The sequence below is a fragment of the Pseudomonas sp. TH10 genome, from assembly GCF_016651255.1.
Lineage (GTDB): Bacteria > Pseudomonadota > Gammaproteobacteria > Pseudomonadales > Pseudomonadaceae > Aquipseudomonas.
Map to the genome: position 1 here is coordinate 1 of NZ_JAEKEG010000018.1, position 16,293 is coordinate 16,293.

Below are 16,293 nucleotides of genomic sequence, written 5' to 3' on the forward strand. Positions count from 1 at the left end.
GCGGCGGCGATGTTGCTGGAAAACAATCCACCCAGCGCCATCTTCGCCGGCAACGACATGATCGGCATTGGCGTGCAGTGGCGCGCGCTGCCGAGCGCAATATTCGCGTGCCGAGCTGAGCTGTCGGTGATTGGCTTTGACGACATCCAGATGAGCCGTTACGTGTACCCGGCATTGACCACCGTCGGCCACGTCGATCCTGCAACTGGGCGAAATGGCAGCGCGAAGTGCTGCTGCGCCGGATCGCCAGCCCGGCCATGGCCACTGACCAGCGGATCGTGACCCCAGCATTATCCTGCGAGAATCGACAGCGCCATTGGCGGGAGTCTTCTGTCCGAGTACCGCTGAACCCATCGCATCACTGAAATAGAATTGACGAGTAGTGACGAATGCCAGCAAAAGTAGCGGTAATAGGCAGCCTGAACATGGACCTGGTCACCCGGGCGCCACGGCTGCCCCGTGGCGGTGAAACCCTGATCGGTCAATCGTTCGCCACGGTGTCCGGTGGCAAGGGCGCCAATCAGGCAGTCGCCGCCGCCCGGCTGGGCGCCCAGGTGCCATGGCCGGCTGGTGTCGGCAACGACGCTTACGGCGGTGCAATGCGCGACGCACTGCTGGCCGAGCAGATCGACTGTCAGGCGGTGCAGCGCCGTCGAAGGACTCCAGCGGCGTGGCGTTGATCGTAGTCGACGACAACAGCCAGAACGCCATCGTGATTGTCGCCGGGGCCAACGGTGCGCTGACCCCGGCTGTCATCGGCTGCTTCGATGCTGTGCTGCAGGCGGCCGATGTGATCATCTGCCAGCTGGAAATACCCGATGCCATCGGTCGGTCATGCGCTCAAGCGTGCCCGCGAGCTGGGCAAGACCGTGATCCTCAATCCGGCGCCGGCCAGTCGTCCGCTGCCGGCAGACTGGTACGCCAACATCGATTACCTGATCCCCAATGAGAGCGAGGCCACGGCCCTGAGCGGTGTACCCGTGGATTCCTGGACTCCGCCAAGGTAGCTGCCGCCAGGTTGATCGCCATGGGCGCGGGCAAAGTCATCATTACCCTGGGAGCTCAGGGGTCGTTGTTTGCCTACGGTACAGGCTTCGAGCATTTTCCGGCGCCGAAAGTACAGGCTGTCGATACCACGGCGGCGGGGGATACCTTTGTCGGTGGGTTCGCCGCTGCACTGGCCAGTGGCAAGACCGAGGCCGAGGCGATTCGTTACGGACAGATCGCCGCTGCGCTGTCAGTCACTCGCGCCGGCGCACAACCGTCCATTCCCACCCTATCCGACGTACAGGCCTTTAAACCCGCATGAAAAAGACTCCTTTGCTCAACGTCGCGCTGTCGCGGCTGATTGCCTCTCTGGGCCACGGCGACATGGTGGTCATCGGTGACGCCGGGCTGCCGGTGCCGCCGGGTGTCGAGCTGATCGATCTGGCGCTGACTCACGGCATTCCGGATTTCGTCAGCACGTTGAAAGTTGTTCTCAGCGAGATGCAGGTGGAAAGCCATGCGCTGGCTAAAGAGATCTTCGACAAGCAACCGACCGCGTTGACTGCGCTCGACGCATTGAATGAAGAGGGCGCTCTGGGGCGTCGCGATCTGCTCAGTCATGAGCAATTCAAGGTTCTCAGCCGACAGGCTCGAGCGATTGTGCGTACCGGCGAATGCCAGCCGTACTGCAACATCGTGCTGATCGCCGGAGTGACCTTCTAGACATTCGACATCACTGTTCCTCACGCACAAGGAATGCGCCATGCAACGCCATGCTCACAAACTGCATCAATTCATCCGGGGGCTGCTGCTTTTGTCCGTGATAACTGCGACCGGCGCTCAGGCGGCGGAAAAAATCGACCTGATCATCGATACCGACCCGGGCGCTGACGATGTCGTCGCCTTGTTGTTCGCACTGGCCTCGCCAGAAGAACTGAACATTCGTGCGCTGACGACCGTGGCCGGTAACGTGCGCCTCGACAAGACGTCGCGCAATGCGCGTCTGGCTCGCGAGTGGGCAGGGCGCGAAGATGTGCCGGTTTACGCGGGCGCGCCGAAGCCGCTGATGCGCACGCCAATCTATGCCGAAAACATCCATGGCAAGGAAGGCCTGTCGGGTGTCACCGTGCATGAGCCAAAAAAAGGCCTGGCGGAGGGCAATGCGGTCAATTACCTGATCGATACCCTGAAAGCCGCCAAGCCCCACAGCATCACGCATCGCCATGCTCGGCCCGCAGACCAACCTGGCGCTGGCACTGATCCAGGAGCCCGAGATCGTCCAGGGCATCAAGGAAGTGGTGGTCATGGGCGGCGCGCACTTCAACGGTGGCAACATTACCCCGGTGGCCGAGTTCAACCTGTTCGCCGATCCGCAGGCGGCAGAAGTGGTGCTCAAGAGCGGCGTGAAGCTGACTTATCTGCCGCTGGATGTGACCCACAAGATCCTCACCAGCGAATCGCGCCTGAAGCAGATCGCGGCGCTGAACAACAATGCCAGCAAGCTGGTGGGCGACATCCTGAACGAGTACGTCAAAGGGCGACATGGAGCACTACGGCATGACCGGCGGCCCGGTGCATGACGCCACCGTCATCGCCTACCTGCTCAAGCCCGAGTTGTTCAGCGGTCGTGCGGTCAATGTGGTGGTCGACAGCCGCGAAGGCCCGACCTTCGGCCAGACCATCGTCGACTGGTACGACGGCCTGAAAGCAGCCGAAAAACGCGTTCTGGGTTGAAAACGGCGACGCCCAGGGTTTCTTTGACCTGCTGACCCAGCGTCTGGAGCGTTTGAAGTAAGAGCGAGTCGCTTCCGCAGGTGCCAGCCTGCGGGAGTTACTCACCGCCGGTGTACGCGGCGCCCATGCAGTTCACCGGGTACTTTTCAAATACCTGGGTAATGAACGACTGGGCCGCTTCTGTGCCCAGTTCCTTGACCAGAAGATCTATGCCGATGATTGCCAATTCTTCAGGGCTGCCGGGGCTGTAGGAACTGTGGCCCTGCGGCCACTTGGCCTTGATGTCGGCATCGATACTTACGGTGGTCATGAATAGCGCTCGTGAATGGGTAGAAGTCTGTTTGCGAAGTTAACCATTTTGCGCGACGTTTGGCACTCCGACTTAGGCATGAGGGAGGGCTATGCGACACTTGGTCTTTGAACAATGTCCAAGGACCACCCCGTGCAGATTGATTTGAACACGCCCGACGGCTTGACCCTGGATGCCGTTCGCCATTTGCTGGCCTCAGCCAGTGACGATGAGCACACCCAGTTGCGGGTGACTAAAGCCGGCATTGCCTATATATCCTCAGGTGTCGTCGGCGGTACCGACATCGGCGACCTGCTGTTTCGACTGGAAACCTGGGCCAAGGGCTCGGGCTATGTGGGTAATGTGGCGGCCAGCGATGAGGTCTGGGTGATGCAGATTTTCAACGCGCTCAAGGATAATTGGCCGAATCCGCCGTACGACTACATCGACGTCTATTGAGTGTCGTTAATATTCAGTCACGATTGATTGATGAAGGGGCGGGTATTGCTCAGGCAAACTCGGCGTTTTTCCGATCGTGGGGCAGGATGATGGCATTGCCATGAAACCAAACGCCTGAATGGCGGTCGCACGATCTCAGCTTAATCATTGAAAACAAGGAGGCTTCATGCCTTTGAAGTTCGCGACACTGGGTGCACTTATGGCCGCCACGTTGTTGGCCGGTTGCAGTACGACCTCCAGCGAGTCGGCAAAGGATCCGGTGGCGACCGAAGCCGGGCACAGTCGCTGTGAAGCATCGGCGGCGCAATTCGCCATCGGCAAGAAAGCTTCGCCTGAGCTGCTGGAGCAGGCGCGCGCCAAAGCCGGTGCGCAAAATGCACGCTTCCTCAAGCCGACCGACATGATCACGCTGGAATACCGCTCTGATCGCTTGAACCTGAACACCGACAACAACCTGGTAGTCAACCGCGTGAACTGCGGCTGATTGCTGGCAGCTTTTGTTGCAGGCATAAAAAACCCCGTCACATGGACGGGGTTTTTTTAGTGCGCCGAGAAATTACTCTGGGCGAACCTGTGCAGCTTGCATACCCTTTTGGCCTTTCTCAGCCACGAAGGAGACGGTCTGGCCTTCTTTCAGGCTTTTGAAACCGTCGGATTCGATAGCTTTGAAGTGTACGAACAGGTCGTCACCGCCACCTTGAGGAGTGATGAAGCCGAAGCCTTTTTCATCGTTGAACCATTTAACGGTGCCGGTTTGGCGATTAGACATGGTGTATCTCCAAGAAACATATATTTTCAGTAGTACTGTGCTGCTCAGGCCAACTGGGCACACCGGAGTATCATAGTCGAAATGTTCGCTTTGGTAGCCCCCCGGACGTGCTGTTTGCCAATCAGTCGTGTTTTCTTTGTGGTCTTTTTTCGCTGAAAGCCCCGGTTTAAAAGGCTTTGAGCGGAAAGTAAAGACAATAAAAAAACCTGTAAAACCTGAAAAATTTGTAGTAAAAGGCGGTTTTCAGGGGCTTTTTTGCGCTCGTCCAGGCTGAAAACGAGCTCAGATGGGCTTATTTTTTCGCCTTCGGATCGGCTTTGCAGGAGGCGATCTGGGTCAGCGCTTTCTGTTTCAGCGCGTCACTGGCCTTGTTGTCCATCAGTGCTTGAATATCGCTGGCCGGATAGGACTTGATCGCATCAGCGCCACAAGCGCAATGAGATTTGGCAGCAGCAGCACCAATCTGCGGAGTAGCCGCTTGGGTGCACTGCGCCATATATTTTTCGCGTTCGCCCTTCGGCCAATCGGCATGAGCGCTCAGCGGCAGCAGGAGAACAATGGGGGCGATGGCGGCGAGTAAGGTATTCAGACGCATGCGAAGATGCTCCTTGTGGGTCAATGTCTTGTTATCTGAGGGCTTCAGGGCCTATCAAGTTCAGCACTCTGGCATAAAAAGCCCTGATTTGCCCGAGCGGCGCGCTGCATGGCGTCGACGACCGCTCATCTGTGCTAGCATGCCGGGCTCAAGCGTTCTCAGGCTCCGGATGGCCTTCAGCCCCGGTAGCGGTCAGCGTGCGAATATTTCGATTTGAATCCCAGTCACTCTGGTTCGGTTTTCCGGTTGGCCGCAAGGCTCCTGCCGCTGTAAGGCAGGCGTTCGTCATTGAATGGCCTGGATCGGATCTTGTACTGGCTCATCCCAACCCACGTGACCTTTGGTAGGGGTCACCACTAGGAGAGGAGGCGCCATGCCAACTATTACTCTTCCCGACGGCAGTCAACGTTCATTCGATCACCCGGTTTCCGTAGCCGAGGTCGCCGCATCCATTGGTGCTGGCCTGGCCAAAGCCACCCTGGCCGGCAAGGTCAATGGCCAGCTGGTCGACGCCAGCGACATCATCAGCAGCGATTCCACGCTGCAAATCATCACGCCAAAGGATGAAGAGGGGCTGGAGATCATTCGCCACTCTTGCGCCCACCTCGTTGGCCACGCAGTCAAGCAACTGTACCCGACCGCTAAAATGGTCATCGGGCCGGTCATCGACGAAGGCTTCTATTACGACATCGCCTTCGAGCGTCCTTTCACCCCGGACGATATGGCCGCCATCGAACAGCGCATGCAGCAGCTGATCGAAAAAGATTACGACGTCATCAAGAAAGTCACTCCGCGCGCCGAAGTGATCGAAGTGTTCAAGTCCCGCGGCGAAGACTACAAGCTGCGCCTGGTCGAGGACATGCCGAACGAACAGGCCATGGGTCTGTACTATCACGAAGAATACGTCGACATGTGCCGCGGCCCGCACGTGCCGAACACTCGCTTCCTGAAATCCTTCAAGCTGACCAAACTGTCGGGCGCTTACTGGCGCGGCGATGCCAAGAACGAGCAATTGCAGCGCGTTTACGGCACCGCCTGGGCAGACAAGAAGCAACTGGCGGCTTACATCCAGCGCATCGAAGAAGCTGAAAAGCGCGATCACCGCAAGATCGGCAAGCGTCTCGGCCTGTTCCACACCCAGGAAGAATCCCCGGGTATGGTGTTCTGGCACCCGAACGGCTGGACTCTGTACCAGGTGCTCGAGCAGTACATGCGCAAGATTCAGCGCGACAACGGCTATCTTGAGATCAAGACTCCGCAAGTCGTTGACCGCAGCCTGTGGGAGAAATCCGGGCACTGGGCCAACTACGCCGACAACATGTTCACCACGCAGTCGGAAAACCGCGATTACGCCATCAAGCCGATGAACTGCCCTTGCCACGTGCAGGTGTTCAACCAAGGCCTGAAGAGCTACCGCGAGCTGCCGATGCGTCTGGCCGAGTTCGGTGCCTGCCACCGTAACGAGCCGTCGGGTGCGCTGCACGGTATCATGCGTGTACGTGCGTTCACTCAGGATGACGCCCACATCTTCTGCACCGAAGAGCAGATGCAGGCTGAATCCGCCGCGTTCATCAAGCTGACCATGGACGTTTATCGTGACTTCGGTTTCACCGACGTCGAGATGAAGCTGTCCACTCGTCCGGAAAAACGCGTCGGTTCTGACGAACTGTGGGATCGCGCAGAAGCTGCATTGGCTGCAGCCCTTGATTCTGCGGGCCTGCCGTACGATCTGCAGCCGGGTGAGGGCGCGTTCTACGGTCCGAAAATCGAATTCTCGCTGAAAGATTGCCTTGGCCGTGTCTGGCAATGTGGTACCTTGCAGCTCGATTTTAACCTGCCTGTCCGTTTGGGCGCTGAATACGTCTCCGAAGACAACAGCCGCAAACACCCAGTGATGTTGCACCGCGCGATCCTCGGTTCCTTCGAGCGTTTCGTCGGGATTCTGATCGAGCACTACGAAGGTGCGTTCCCTGCCTGGCTGGCGCCAACCCAGGCGGTGATCATGAATATCACTGATAAACAGGCAGATTTTGTTGCAGAAGTAGAAAAAACTCTCAACGAAAGCGGATTTCGTGCCAAGTCCGACTTGAGAAATGAAAAGATCGGCTTTAAAATCCGTGAGCATACTTTGCTCAAGGTTCCCTATCTCTTGGTAATCGGAGATAAGGAAGTCGAGATGCAGACTGTCGCTGTGCGTACTCGTGAAGGTGCTGACCTGGGCTCGATGCCCGTCGCCCAGTTCGCTGAGTTTCTCGCGCAAGCGGTTTCCCGGCGTGGTCGCCCAGATTCGGAGTAATTATTATTAAGCGTGAAATGAGACAAGATAAACGAGCTGCACCGAAAGCCCCGATCAACGAGAATATCTCGGCACGCGAGGTTCGGTTAATTGGGGCTGAAGGTGAACAGCTTGGGATTGTGTCAATTGAAGACGCGCTTCTTAAGGCTGAAGAGGCCAAACTGGATTTGGTGGAAATTTCCGCCGATGCAGTACCCCCTGTTTGCAAACTGATGGACTACGGCAAATCGATCTTCGAAAAGAAGAAGCAGGTTGCCGCAGCCAAGAAAAACCAGAAGCAGATTCAGGTTAAAGAAATCAAGTTTCGTCCAGGGACGGAGGAAGGGGATTACCAGGTAAAACTGCGCAACCTGGTACGTTTCCTGAGTGATGGGGACAGGGCCAAGGTATCCTTGCGATTCCGCGGCCGTGAGATGGCCCACCAGGAGCTGGGGATGGAACTCCTCAAGCGGGTTGAAGGTGACCTGCTCGAGTACGGTTCGGTCGAACAGCATCCTAAGATGGAAGGACGCCAGCTGATCATGGTCATCGCCCCGAAAAAGAAGAAGTAATCAACAGGGCACGGCAGGCCTTCTGATTATGTTTATCAACTGAATGCGGAGTATCCGAACATGCCAAAAATGAAAACCAAAAGTGGTGCTGCTAAGCGGTTTCTGAAAACTGCTAACGGTATCAAGCACAAGCACGCTTTCAAGAGCCACATCCTGACTAAAATGTCGACCAAGCGTAAGCGTCAACTGCGCGGTAGCAGCTTGCTGCATCCGTCTGACGTGGCAAAAGTCGAGCGCATGCTGCGCCTTCGTTAATTTTAGTCAAGAATAGAGGAAGTAACTCATGGCTCGTGTAAAGCGTGGCGTCATTGCCCGTAAGCGTCACAAAAAAATTCTGAAACTTGCTAAAGGCTACTACGGCGCACGCTCCCGCGTATTCCGTGTTGCCAAGCAAGCGGTAATCAAGGCAGGCCAATACGCCTACCGTGACCGTCGTCAGAAAAAACGTCAGTTCCGCGCTCTGTGGATCGCTCGTATCAATGCTGGTGCTCGTGTTAACGGTCTGTCCTACAGCCGTTTCATCGCTGGCCTGAAAAAAGCGTCCATCGAGATCGACCGTAAGGTTCTGGCTGATCTGGCAGTGAACGAAAAAGCGGTGTTTGCTGCGATTGTCGAGAAAGCTAAAGCCACCTTGGCTTAAGTACCCCCGACAATCACCCGGCCCCACTTCCGTGGGGCCAGGTGGTAAACGTCTTAAATAGGGGAAGAGCCTTCAAGCTCTTCCCCTATTTTGTATCTGGAGTCTGTACATGGAAAACCTGGATGCGCTGGTCTCTCAAGCACTAGAGGCTGTGCAAAGCGCTGAAGATATCAATGCCCTGGAGCAAATCCGGGTTCAATACCTTGGCAAAAAGGGTGAATTGACTCAGGTGATGAAGACCCTGGGGAATTTGCCGGCAGAAGAGCGTCCGCAAGTCGGCGCCCTGATCAACGTTGCCAAGGAACGTGTTACAGGCGTTCTCAATGCGCGCATGGCACTGTTTGAAGAGGCCGACCTGGCCGCCAAACTGTCTGCCGAGTCCATTGACGTGACCCTGCCTGGCCGCGGCCAGACCTCGGGTGGTCTGCATCCGGTTACGCGTACTCTGGAACGAATCGAACAGTTCTTCACCCACATCGGCTACGGCATTGCCGAAGGCCCTGAGGTCGAAGACGACTATCACAACTTTGAAGCGCTCAACATCCCAGGTCATCACCCGGCCCGGTCGATGCATGACACCTTCTATTTCAATGCCAACATGTTGCTGCGCACCCATACCTCGCCGGTACAGGTCCGCACCATGGAATCGAAACAGCCGCCGATCCGCATCGTCTGCCCAGGCCGTGTCTACCGCAGCGACTCCGATATCACTCACTCGCCGATGTTCCATCAGGTCGAAGGCCTGCTGGTTGATCGCGACATCAATTTTGCCGATCTCAAAGGCACCATCGAAGAATTCCTGCGGGTGTTCTTCGAGAAGGAACTGGCCGTACGCTTCCGTCCTTCGTACTTCCCGTTCACCGAGCCATCCGCTGAAGTCGATATGGAATGCGTGATGTGCAGCGGTAAAGGCTGCCGCGTCTGCAAGCAGACCGGCTGGCTGGAAGTGATGGGCTGCGGCATGGTTCACCCGAACGTGCTGCGCATGTCCGGCATTGATCCGGAAGAATTCTCCGGCTTCGCTTTCGGCATGGGCGTCGAGCGTCTGGCCATGCTCCGTTACGGCGTGAATGACTTGCGTCTGTTCTTCGACAACGACTTGCGGTTCCTCGCGCAATTTCGCTAGTCGTAACGAATTCTTAGGAGAGCAGGATGAAATTCAGTGAACAATGGCTGCGTGGCTGGGTTAGCCCGCAGGTAAATCGCGACGAGCTGGTTGCTCGTCTGTCGATGGCCGGTCTTGAGGTCGATAGCGTCGCGCTGGCCGCCGGCGTATTCAGTGGCGTCGTCGTGGGCGAGGTGCTGAGCACCGAGCAACACCCTGACGCTGATAAATTGCGTGTTTGCCAAGTCAGCAATGGCGCGGAAACCTTCCAGGTCGTGTGCGGTGCGCCAAACGTGCGTCCGGGCCTGAAGATTCCGTTCGCGATGATTGGTGCTGAGCTGCCAGGCGACTTCAAGATCAAGAAAGCCAAGCTGCGCGGTGTCGAGTCCAACGGCATGCTCTGCTCGCAAGCCGAGCTGCAGGTCGGTGAAGGCAGCGACGGTCTGATGGAGCTGCCGGCCGATGCGCCGGTGGGCGAGGATTTCCGCGTTTACCTGGATCTGGAAGATGCCAGCATCGAGGTCGACCTGACCCCGAACCGTGGCGACTGCCTATCGCTGGCCGGCCTGGCCCGTGAAGTCGGTGCGCTGTACGCCGCCCAGGTCACCCGTCCGGTGGTGATGAGCATTCCTGCCGTGCACGACGAAGTGCGCTCGGTAGAAGTGCTGGCGCCAGCCGCGTGCCCGCGTTACCTGGGGCGTGTCATCCGTAACGTTGACCTGTCCAAGCCGACGCCGCTGTGGATGGTTGAGCGTCTGCGTCGCGCTGATGTGCGTAGCATTGATGCTGCCGTCGACATCACCAACTACGTGATGCTTGAACTGGGTCAGCCACTGCACGCTTTCGATCTCGCCGAAATCAATGGCGGCATTCGTGTGCGCATGGCAGAAGAGGGTGAGAAGCTGGTACTGCTCGACGGTCAGGAAGTCAGCCTGCGTAGCGATACGCTGGTGATTGCCGACCACGCTCGCGCACTGGCGATTGCCGGTGTGATGGGTGGCGAGCACAGCGGTGTTTCCGCGACCACTCGCGACGTGTTCCTTGAGTCCGCGTTCTTCGACCAGATCGCTGTCGCTGGCAAGGCTCGTTCCTATGGCCTGCACACTGATGCCTCGCACCGCTACGAGCGTGGCGTCGATTGGCAACTGGCCCGTGAAGCCATGGAGCGCGCCACCGGCCTGCTGTTGGAAATCACTGGCGGCGAAGCCGGCCCGATTATCGAGACCGTCAGCGAGCAACATCTGCCGTCGATCGCGCCGATCACTCTGCGTGCCCAGCGCATCGCTCAAATGCTCGGCATGGAAATGGAACCGGCCGAAGTCGAGCGCCTGCTCAACGGCCTGGGCCTGAAAATTTCCGCCGACGGGGCAGGGCAGTGGCGCGTAGAAGTGCCGAGCCATCGCTTCGACATCAGCCTGGAAGTCGACCTGATCGAAGAACTGGCTCGCCTGTACGGCTACAACCGCCTGCCGGTCCGCTACCCGCAAGCCCGCCTGGCGCCACAAGCCAAGGCTGAAGCGCGTAGCGACCTGCCGGAACTGCGCCGTCTGCTGGTGGCTCGTGGTTATCAGGAAGCGATCACTTACAGCTTCATCGATCCGCGTCAGTTCGAACTGTTCAACCCGGGCGTCGAGCCGCTGTTGCTGGCCAATCCGATCTCCAATGACATGGCGGCCATGCGTTCGTCGCTGTGGCCGGGTCTGGTCAAAGCGCTGCAACACAACCTCAATCGTCAGCAGGATCGCGTACGTCTGTTCGAAAGCGGTCTGCGTTTCGTCGGTCAGCTCGAAGGTCTGAAGCAGGAGCCAATGCTGTCCGGCGTGGTCTGCGGTAGCCGTCTGCCGGAAGGCTGGGCACAGGGTCGCGACACCGTCGATTTCTTCGACGTCAAAGCTGATGTGGAAGCAGTATTGGGTTTTGCCGGTGCACTGGATTCCTTCACTTTCACACCGGGCAAACACCCGGCGTTGCACCCGGGTCAAACCGCGCGCATCGAGCGGGAAGGGCGTGAAGTCGGCTTCATCGGTGCCATTCACCCTGAATTGTCGAAAGCTCTGGGTCTGGACCGTCCAGTCTTCGTTTTCGAGCTGGTTCTGGCTGAAGTGGCACTCGGTAAAATGCCGAAATTCCACGAGTTGTCGCGCTTTCCTGAAGTGCGTCGTGACCTTGCATTAATTGCACACAAAGACGTCGCGGCCTCGGCTGTACTGGACGTAATCCGTGAAAATGCAGGCGAATGGCTCACAGATCTCAGGCTGTTTGACGTGTATCAGGGTAAAGGCATTGATCCTGATAGAAAAAGCCTCGCAGTTGGCTTGACCTGGCAGCATCCATCGCGCACTCTTAATGACGATGAGGTGAATTCGACGACGCAAAATATCCTCACCTCGCTCGAACAAAGGTTGAACGCCACGTTAAGGAAGTGACGTATGGGGGCTTTGACGAAAGCTGAGATGGCGGAACGTCTGTATGAAGAGCTGGGCCTGAACAAGCGGGAAGCCAAGGAATTGGTAGAACTGTTTTTCGAGGAAATCAGGCACGCTCTTGAAGACAACGAGCAGGTCAAATTGTCCGGTTTCGGCAATTTCGACCTTCGGGACAAACGCCAGCGGCCTGGCCGCAACCCGAAAACGGGGGAAGAAATCCCGATCACGGCTCGCCGTGTGGTCACCTTTCGTCCAGGGCAGAAGTTGAAGGCCCGAGTTGAGGCTTATGCTGGAACCAAGTCATAACGACGAACTACCCGTCATCCCGGGCAAACGCTACTTCACCATTGGTGAAGTCAGCGAGCTGTGTGCCGTAAAGCCACACGTGCTGCGCTACTGGGAGCAGGAGTTTCCTCAACTCAACCCCGTCAAACGCCGCGGAAACCGCCGGTATTATCAGCGCCAGGACGTGCTGATGATCCGGCAGATCCGCGCGCTGCTTTACGATCAAGGTTTCACCATCGGCGGCGCACGTTTGCGTCTGTCCGGCGATGAAGCCAAAGACGACACTACCCAGTACAAGCAGATGATTCGGCAGATGATTGCCGAATTGGAAGACGTTCTGGTTGTTCTCAAGAAATAAAAAGCGGCGTTTGAATACTTCCAGTTTTCAAAAGCTTGCGCTATATTCTTGAGCGCTCTTCGAGATGAAGAGCGAGTTGCAAGACCAGTCGGGGCGTAGCGCAGTCCGGTAGCGCACTAGCATGGGGTGCTAGGGGTCGAGTGTTCGAATCACTCCGTCCCGACCATATAATTCAATGACTTAGCCCAACTTTCGCGAGTTGGGCTTTTTCATGTGCGTGACTTTTGCGTGACTTCTAGATTTTTCACGCCTGCCTCCTCTTCAAGATTGTCAGGACCGGTCCACGCGAATCGGTTGCTGATACCATGTTCGCAGCTTCGATCAAATGCCCGAGCTCAGCGCCCGAGTAGTGACTGGTGATGCTGCCGTTCTTGTGGCCCAGAAGTGCCTTGCGGTCTTCCTCGGTAACGCCTGCTGCGCGTAACCGCCGGCCAAATGTGTGTTTGAGGTCGTGAATCCTTATGGATGCATAACCTGGGTGAGCGGGGCGAAGGTTTTCCTCCTGCCAGAGTTTCGCCGCTCTCACCCGTGCCTTCTTCCAGGCTGAGTCATTCATTCGATGCATCGCGGTGCCGTTGTAAGGGAAAACCCATTCCTTGCTCAGGCCCCGCTGCTGCTCGATGATCGACCTGGCCACGCTGTTGAGCACGACCAGTCGCTCGTCACCGTTTTTCACTCCTGACCGTTCGTGACGCCCGCCGAAGTCCGCAGGTATCAGAAAGACGCTGGTACCGAGTTCCGGTACCGAAATCTCCCAATCCCAGCGCAACTTGCAGACCTCCTGCTCCCGCGTGCCGGTGTTCACTTTGAACAGCGCCATCGTCTGCAGGTGCGCCGGCAACTCTCCAAAAGAATCGACTGCTCCGGCCATGACATCGGGTACGGCTTGCGGCTCGACTTCTTCTCTTCCAGCTTCGTGAGCATCGGCACGCTATCCAGCCATGGCCTTCGCTCATCATCTCGCCACTTCCTGGCACACAACGACAAAACTCGAACCACACGCTCGATCGAGATATTCACCGTCCTGTTACTGACGCCTTTTTTCACCTTGCCGCCTTCAAGCTTCTTGGTCGCCAACCTGTCCTTGATGAACGGCACCAGGGCCTGGTCATCAATGTGGGTCAGCGGCATGTCGCCTATGAACGGATCCAGCTGGGAAAGGTGGTGCGCCGAAAGCTTGATTGAAGGCTGATCCTTGAACTCCAGCAGGAAGCGAGTTGCCGCCTCCCGCCAGATCCGCACTTTCTTTACGCCGTACACCTTCTGCTGCCGAATTTGCTCCAGCCGGTAGATCAGGTAGCGTTCCGCTTCTTCCCGGTCACCAGTTCCAGTGCTTTCGTAAAGTCGTTCTCCGTTGATTTTCTTGTCGATATGCCAGATGCCTTTCCTCTCGGAGAGGCCGGTAATCGATTTTCGCGCCATGATTTATCTCCTTTCAGGCGCTCGCTGCGGGGCAATTGTTGCTCCGGGGCGCGTTTTTTATCAATTGCTTTGGCCTCGACGTACGCCGTTGCCCAGTCATCCAGCTCCTGCCGGTCGAAGCCGACACCGCGCTCACCGATGGGAAACTCGCTGACATAGGGGCGCACGGTTTTATCGAATTCAGCGCGGCACATGCCCAGGTAGATGGGCGCAGCGCCGGCACGGATGAAGCGGGGGAGGATGCTTTCGCGCCGGGGCCGGGAGGGCGCCTGCGCCAGTTCTGCAGACATAAGTGCTCCATGCCGCGCGTGGCGGCAGAAGGTGGTTAGTCCCAGTCGTGACTGAGTTCTGGGTTTGCAGGAGGGAAGCATTCGAGTGTCGAGAGCTTCAGCAGCGTGAATTGACCGTCCATCCAGGCAGCGGTGTCGATGTAGAAGACGTTGCCCAAAGTTGCTGGCTGTCTGAGCGGGGTATGACCAACGACGACTGCGCGCACGCCGGCAACCTGAGACTGATCACCGTCGGTTATTCGCTTTCGCGACCACTGAGCCATGGATTGAAGATGATCCGACTCCGCTGGGCCGCCATTGACTAGCGCCCATGTGAATTCGGTCCAGCTTTGATATGGACAATCGGCGTGCACTATTCCGACGATGCCGTCGGCTGTCTCGACCTCAATAGCGACTGGCAGATCGGCAAACATCGCCGCATAGTTTTGTTGCTCGTCCCAATTTAGGGCGAGGAACCATGCACCGCCGTTTTGCAGGTACATCCCGCCGTCTGATCTGGCGTTGCGCGCGTGATTGATCGCCATGTCTTCATGGTTGCCCTGGACCGGGTGAAACCATGGCTTGTTGAGCCAGATGAAGGACTCGACTGATTCCGGTCCTCGATCAACCAGGTCACCCACGCTGAATAGCCTGTCAGTTTCCGGGTTGAAGTTGATCCTGCTGAGCGCCAATTGGAGCTTGCTGAAATGGCCATGTATGTCGCCGACCACCCAATCAGTGCCCGTGGCGTTTGCCGTGAATCGCTGGACCTTTGGTTTTGCAGGCATGCGAAGTCCTCGCCAGCCATTCACTGGCAGGCTTATAGGGGAATGGATTAGTAGCCTTTTGCCTTGATTCCTCAGGCTTCAGGATGGGTGTAAAAATGAATGCTCATTTCGATACGTCTTCGGAGGACGCGTGTCACACAATCTGGATGTGCCGATAGCCCACAAGTACCGAGGCCATATTATTTTTCTGAAGTTCGACTGGAGCCGGCCAAACGATAAAGCGCCTGCTTCTGCGAAGATCATCGAACCGGCACCAATCGATGGGTTGGGTGATGTCGCAGCCGAGCTGTTAGGACCATGGCCTGATTATCCGACAGCGTTGGATGATGCAATGGCCGCGGCTGAGCGGTGGGTTGATAGTCAGTTTCCTTAACGCCGCTCACCGGCAGGCTGGGAGGTAGAAGAGGGGTGGGTGATTCACCGCTTCATGAACGTGATCCAGTGCGTTTTCTCGCGCTTGCCGGACTTGTGGCCAAACAGCGGCTGCTCGTCGGTCAGCGCCAGGATTTCGCTCACTCGAACCTGCGTCTCGTTCCATTTGAATATCAGGAACTGGCCCGGCCGCAGTACCCGGAAGCACTCGGTAAACCCTTTCGGAGATCGTCGCGCCAGTCGTCGGTGAGGATTCCGTATTTCAGTCGAAGCCAGCTTTCACGGCCTGCGCGCACCAGGTGGGGCGGATCGAATACCACCATGTTGAAGCTCGCGTCGGGGAAGGGCAGGTTCCGGAAATCCATGATGACGTCGGGCTTCACCTTCAGGACCCGGCCATCACACAACACATGCTCTTCGTCGCGGATGTCGCCGAACAGAGCGCGCTGATCTCCTTTGTCGAACCACATCATGCGGCTGGCGCTGCAGGGGTCGAGGACTTGGGCATTCATCACCGTGGCCCCGAGTAGATGAGCCAGGCCATGCAGGCGAGGGCGGGGATGATCATGGCGTTACCTCGCCGCGCGCCCACCAGCAGACCGGGCCATCGTCAGTGTCGTGTATCGCAAGGCAGAACCAGCCTTCGCCTTCTGGCCGCTCAGGCTCCCAGTAGCTGCAATTCGGGTCGTGTGATTCGAAGTAGCGGTCGCAATTGCGGGCTCTGCGGATTCGAGGCTTACCCTGGCCACGGTCAGACCCTGCTTAGCAATCCATGCTTTGCACTTGTCGCCGTCACCCTCGTCAAAGTCGGGCATGTCGGGGTGCTGGAACATACGTTTTCGTCTCGAATGACTTTTGCCGGCTCGATAAGACTTACGGCGGGGCTGCCGATTGAAAGCTTTTCGACCTCTTTTTTGAGTTCTTCGAACATGCGGATTCCTTTGCCGC

18 protein-coding genes, 1 tRNA gene and 5 pseudogenes are annotated in these 16,293 nt (G+C 57.3%); 16 read left to right on the forward strand and 8 right to left on the reverse strand.

Going from position 1 to position 16,293, the window contains the following annotated elements:
* The 4 genes and pseudogenes from JFT80_RS02115 to JFT80_RS02130 form a co-directional block, all read left to right on the forward strand.
* Window positions 1–282: substrate-binding domain-containing protein (locus JFT80_RS02115; RefSeq protein ID WP_374091312.1), on the forward strand; the 282-nt coding region annotated here is incomplete at its 5' end.
* 107 nt (window positions 283–389) lie between these two features.
* Window positions 390–1,309, forward strand: a pseudogene (gene rbsK, locus JFT80_RS02120) (ribokinase).
* A complete protein-coding gene (gene rbsD, locus JFT80_RS02125; RefSeq protein WP_201146770.1) occupies window positions 1,306–1,710 on the forward strand; it encodes a D-ribose pyranase in 405 nt (134 codons plus the stop codon). The pseudogene rbsK and the gene rbsD overlap by 4 nt, the downstream one beginning before the upstream one ends.
* 40 nt (window positions 1,711–1,750) lie before the next feature.
* Window positions 1,751–2,782, forward strand: a pseudogene (locus JFT80_RS02130) (nucleoside hydrolase).
* Window positions 2,783–2,818: 36 nt separating this feature from the next.
* On the opposite strand, the gene JFT80_RS02135 reads toward JFT80_RS02130, so the two are convergent.
* Window positions 2,819–3,031, reverse strand: coding sequence for a hypothetical protein (locus JFT80_RS02135; protein WP_201146771.1), 213 nt, complete (start codon window positions 3,029–3,031; stop codon window positions 2,819–2,821).
* Window positions 3,032–3,163: 132 nt separating this feature from the next.
* Between JFT80_RS02135 and JFT80_RS02140 the strand changes: the two genes are divergently transcribed.
* Complete coding sequence (locus tag JFT80_RS02140) at window positions 3,164–3,469, forward strand: hypothetical protein (protein ID WP_201146772.1); 306 nt, start codon at window positions 3,164–3,166, stop codon at window positions 3,467–3,469.
* A gap of 166 nt (window positions 3,470–3,635) precedes the next feature.
* Window positions 3,636–3,953, forward strand: a complete 318-nt coding sequence (locus tag JFT80_RS02145) for an I78 family peptidase inhibitor (RefSeq protein WP_201146773.1) — start codon at window positions 3,636–3,638, stop codon at window positions 3,951–3,953.
* Between the two features lie 72 nt (window positions 3,954–4,025).
* Here the strand turns inward: JFT80_RS02145 and JFT80_RS02150 are convergent, their stop codons facing one another.
* Both JFT80_RS02150 and JFT80_RS02155 read right to left on the reverse strand, forming a co-directional pair.
* Complete coding sequence (locus JFT80_RS02150; protein ID WP_003179963.1) at window positions 4,026–4,238, reverse strand: cold-shock protein; 213 nt, start codon at window positions 4,236–4,238, stop codon at window positions 4,026–4,028.
* A 292-nt stretch (window positions 4,239–4,530) separates the two neighbouring features.
* The gene (locus JFT80_RS02155; protein ID WP_201146796.1) at window positions 4,531–4,833 is read right to left on the reverse strand and encodes a hypothetical protein; all 303 of its coding nucleotides are present in this window, start codon (window positions 4,831–4,833) and stop codon (window positions 4,531–4,533) included.
* A gap of 373 nt (window positions 4,834–5,206) precedes the next feature.
* On the opposite strand from JFT80_RS02155, the gene thrS reads away from it, so the two are divergent.
* The 9 genes from thrS (at window position 5,207) to JFT80_RS02200 (ending at window position 12,660) form a co-directional block, all read left to right on the forward strand.
* Window positions 5,207–7,129, forward strand: a complete 1,923-nt coding sequence (gene thrS / locus JFT80_RS02160) for a threonine--tRNA ligase (protein WP_201146774.1) — start codon at window positions 5,207–5,209, stop codon at window positions 7,127–7,129.
* Window positions 7,129–7,680, forward strand: a complete 552-nt coding sequence (gene infC, locus JFT80_RS02165; RefSeq protein ID WP_172668659.1) for a translation initiation factor IF-3 — start codon at window positions 7,129–7,131, stop codon at window positions 7,678–7,680. The genes thrS and infC overlap by 1 nt, the downstream gene beginning before the upstream one ends.
* 60 nt (window positions 7,681–7,740) lie before the next feature.
* Entirely contained in the window at window positions 7,741–7,935 is a 195-nt protein-coding gene (rpmI, locus tag JFT80_RS02170) for a 50S ribosomal protein L35 (protein WP_002553160.1), read from the forward strand.
* Between the two features lie 28 nt (window positions 7,936–7,963).
* The gene (gene rplT / locus JFT80_RS02175; protein WP_007913489.1) at window positions 7,964–8,320 is read left to right on the forward strand and encodes a 50S ribosomal protein L20; all 357 of its coding nucleotides are present in this window, start codon (window positions 7,964–7,966) and stop codon (window positions 8,318–8,320) included.
* 109 nt (window positions 8,321–8,429) lie between these two features.
* On the forward strand, window positions 8,430–9,446 hold the full coding sequence (pheS, locus tag JFT80_RS02180) for a phenylalanine--tRNA ligase subunit alpha (protein ID WP_201146775.1): 1,017 nt from the start codon (window positions 8,430–8,432) through the stop codon (window positions 9,444–9,446).
* A 26-nt stretch (window positions 9,447–9,472) separates the two neighbouring features.
* Window positions 9,473–11,851, forward strand: a complete 2,379-nt coding sequence (pheT, locus tag JFT80_RS02185; protein WP_201146776.1) for a phenylalanine--tRNA ligase subunit beta — start codon at window positions 9,473–9,475, stop codon at window positions 11,849–11,851.
* 3 nt (window positions 11,852–11,854) lie between these two features.
* Window positions 11,855–12,157: an integration host factor subunit alpha gene (gene ihfA / locus JFT80_RS02190; protein WP_002553164.1), complete on the forward strand. Its 303-nt coding sequence runs from the start codon at window positions 11,855–11,857 to the stop codon at window positions 12,155–12,157.
* Complete coding sequence (locus JFT80_RS02195) at window positions 12,138–12,494, forward strand: MerR family transcriptional regulator (RefSeq protein ID WP_003179985.1); 357 nt, start codon at window positions 12,138–12,140, stop codon at window positions 12,492–12,494. The genes ihfA and JFT80_RS02195 overlap by 20 nt, the downstream gene beginning before the upstream one ends.
* 89 nt (window positions 12,495–12,583) lie before the next feature.
* Window positions 12,584–12,660 (forward strand) — tRNA-Pro (locus tag JFT80_RS02200).
* Window positions 12,661–12,738: 78 nt separating this feature from the next.
* On the opposite strand, the pseudogene JFT80_RS25015 reads toward JFT80_RS02200, so the two are convergent.
* The 3 genes and pseudogenes from JFT80_RS25015 to JFT80_RS02210 form a co-directional block, all read right to left on the reverse strand.
* Window positions 12,739–13,901 (reverse strand): annotated as a pseudogene (locus JFT80_RS25015) (tyrosine-type recombinase/integrase).
* On the reverse strand, window positions 13,787–14,206 hold the full coding sequence (locus JFT80_RS23715; protein WP_225570569.1) for a hypothetical protein: 420 nt from the start codon (window positions 14,204–14,206) through the stop codon (window positions 13,787–13,789). Before JFT80_RS23715 ends, JFT80_RS25015 begins: the two are co-directional and overlap by 115 nt.
* A gap of 35 nt (window positions 14,207–14,241) precedes the next feature.
* Complete coding sequence (locus tag JFT80_RS02210; RefSeq protein WP_201146777.1) at window positions 14,242–14,973, reverse strand: metallophosphoesterase; 732 nt, start codon at window positions 14,971–14,973, stop codon at window positions 14,242–14,244.
* Window positions 14,974–15,103: 130 nt separating this feature from the next.
* On the opposite strand from JFT80_RS02210, the gene JFT80_RS02215 reads away from it, so the two are divergent.
* Window positions 15,104–15,346: a hypothetical protein gene (locus JFT80_RS02215; protein WP_201146778.1), complete on the forward strand. Its 243-nt coding sequence runs from the start codon at window positions 15,104–15,106 to the stop codon at window positions 15,344–15,346.
* A 44-nt stretch (window positions 15,347–15,390) separates the two neighbouring features.
* Here the strand turns inward: JFT80_RS02215 and JFT80_RS02220 are convergent.
* Together JFT80_RS02220 and JFT80_RS02225 are read right to left on the reverse strand one after the other, a co-directional pair.
* A pseudogene (locus JFT80_RS02220) lies at window positions 15,391–15,857 on the reverse strand (class I SAM-dependent methyltransferase).
* A 52-nt stretch (window positions 15,858–15,909) separates the two neighbouring features.
* Window positions 15,910–16,276: pseudogene (locus tag JFT80_RS02225) on the reverse strand (hypothetical protein).
* Between the last annotated feature and the right edge of the window lie 17 nt (window positions 16,277–16,293).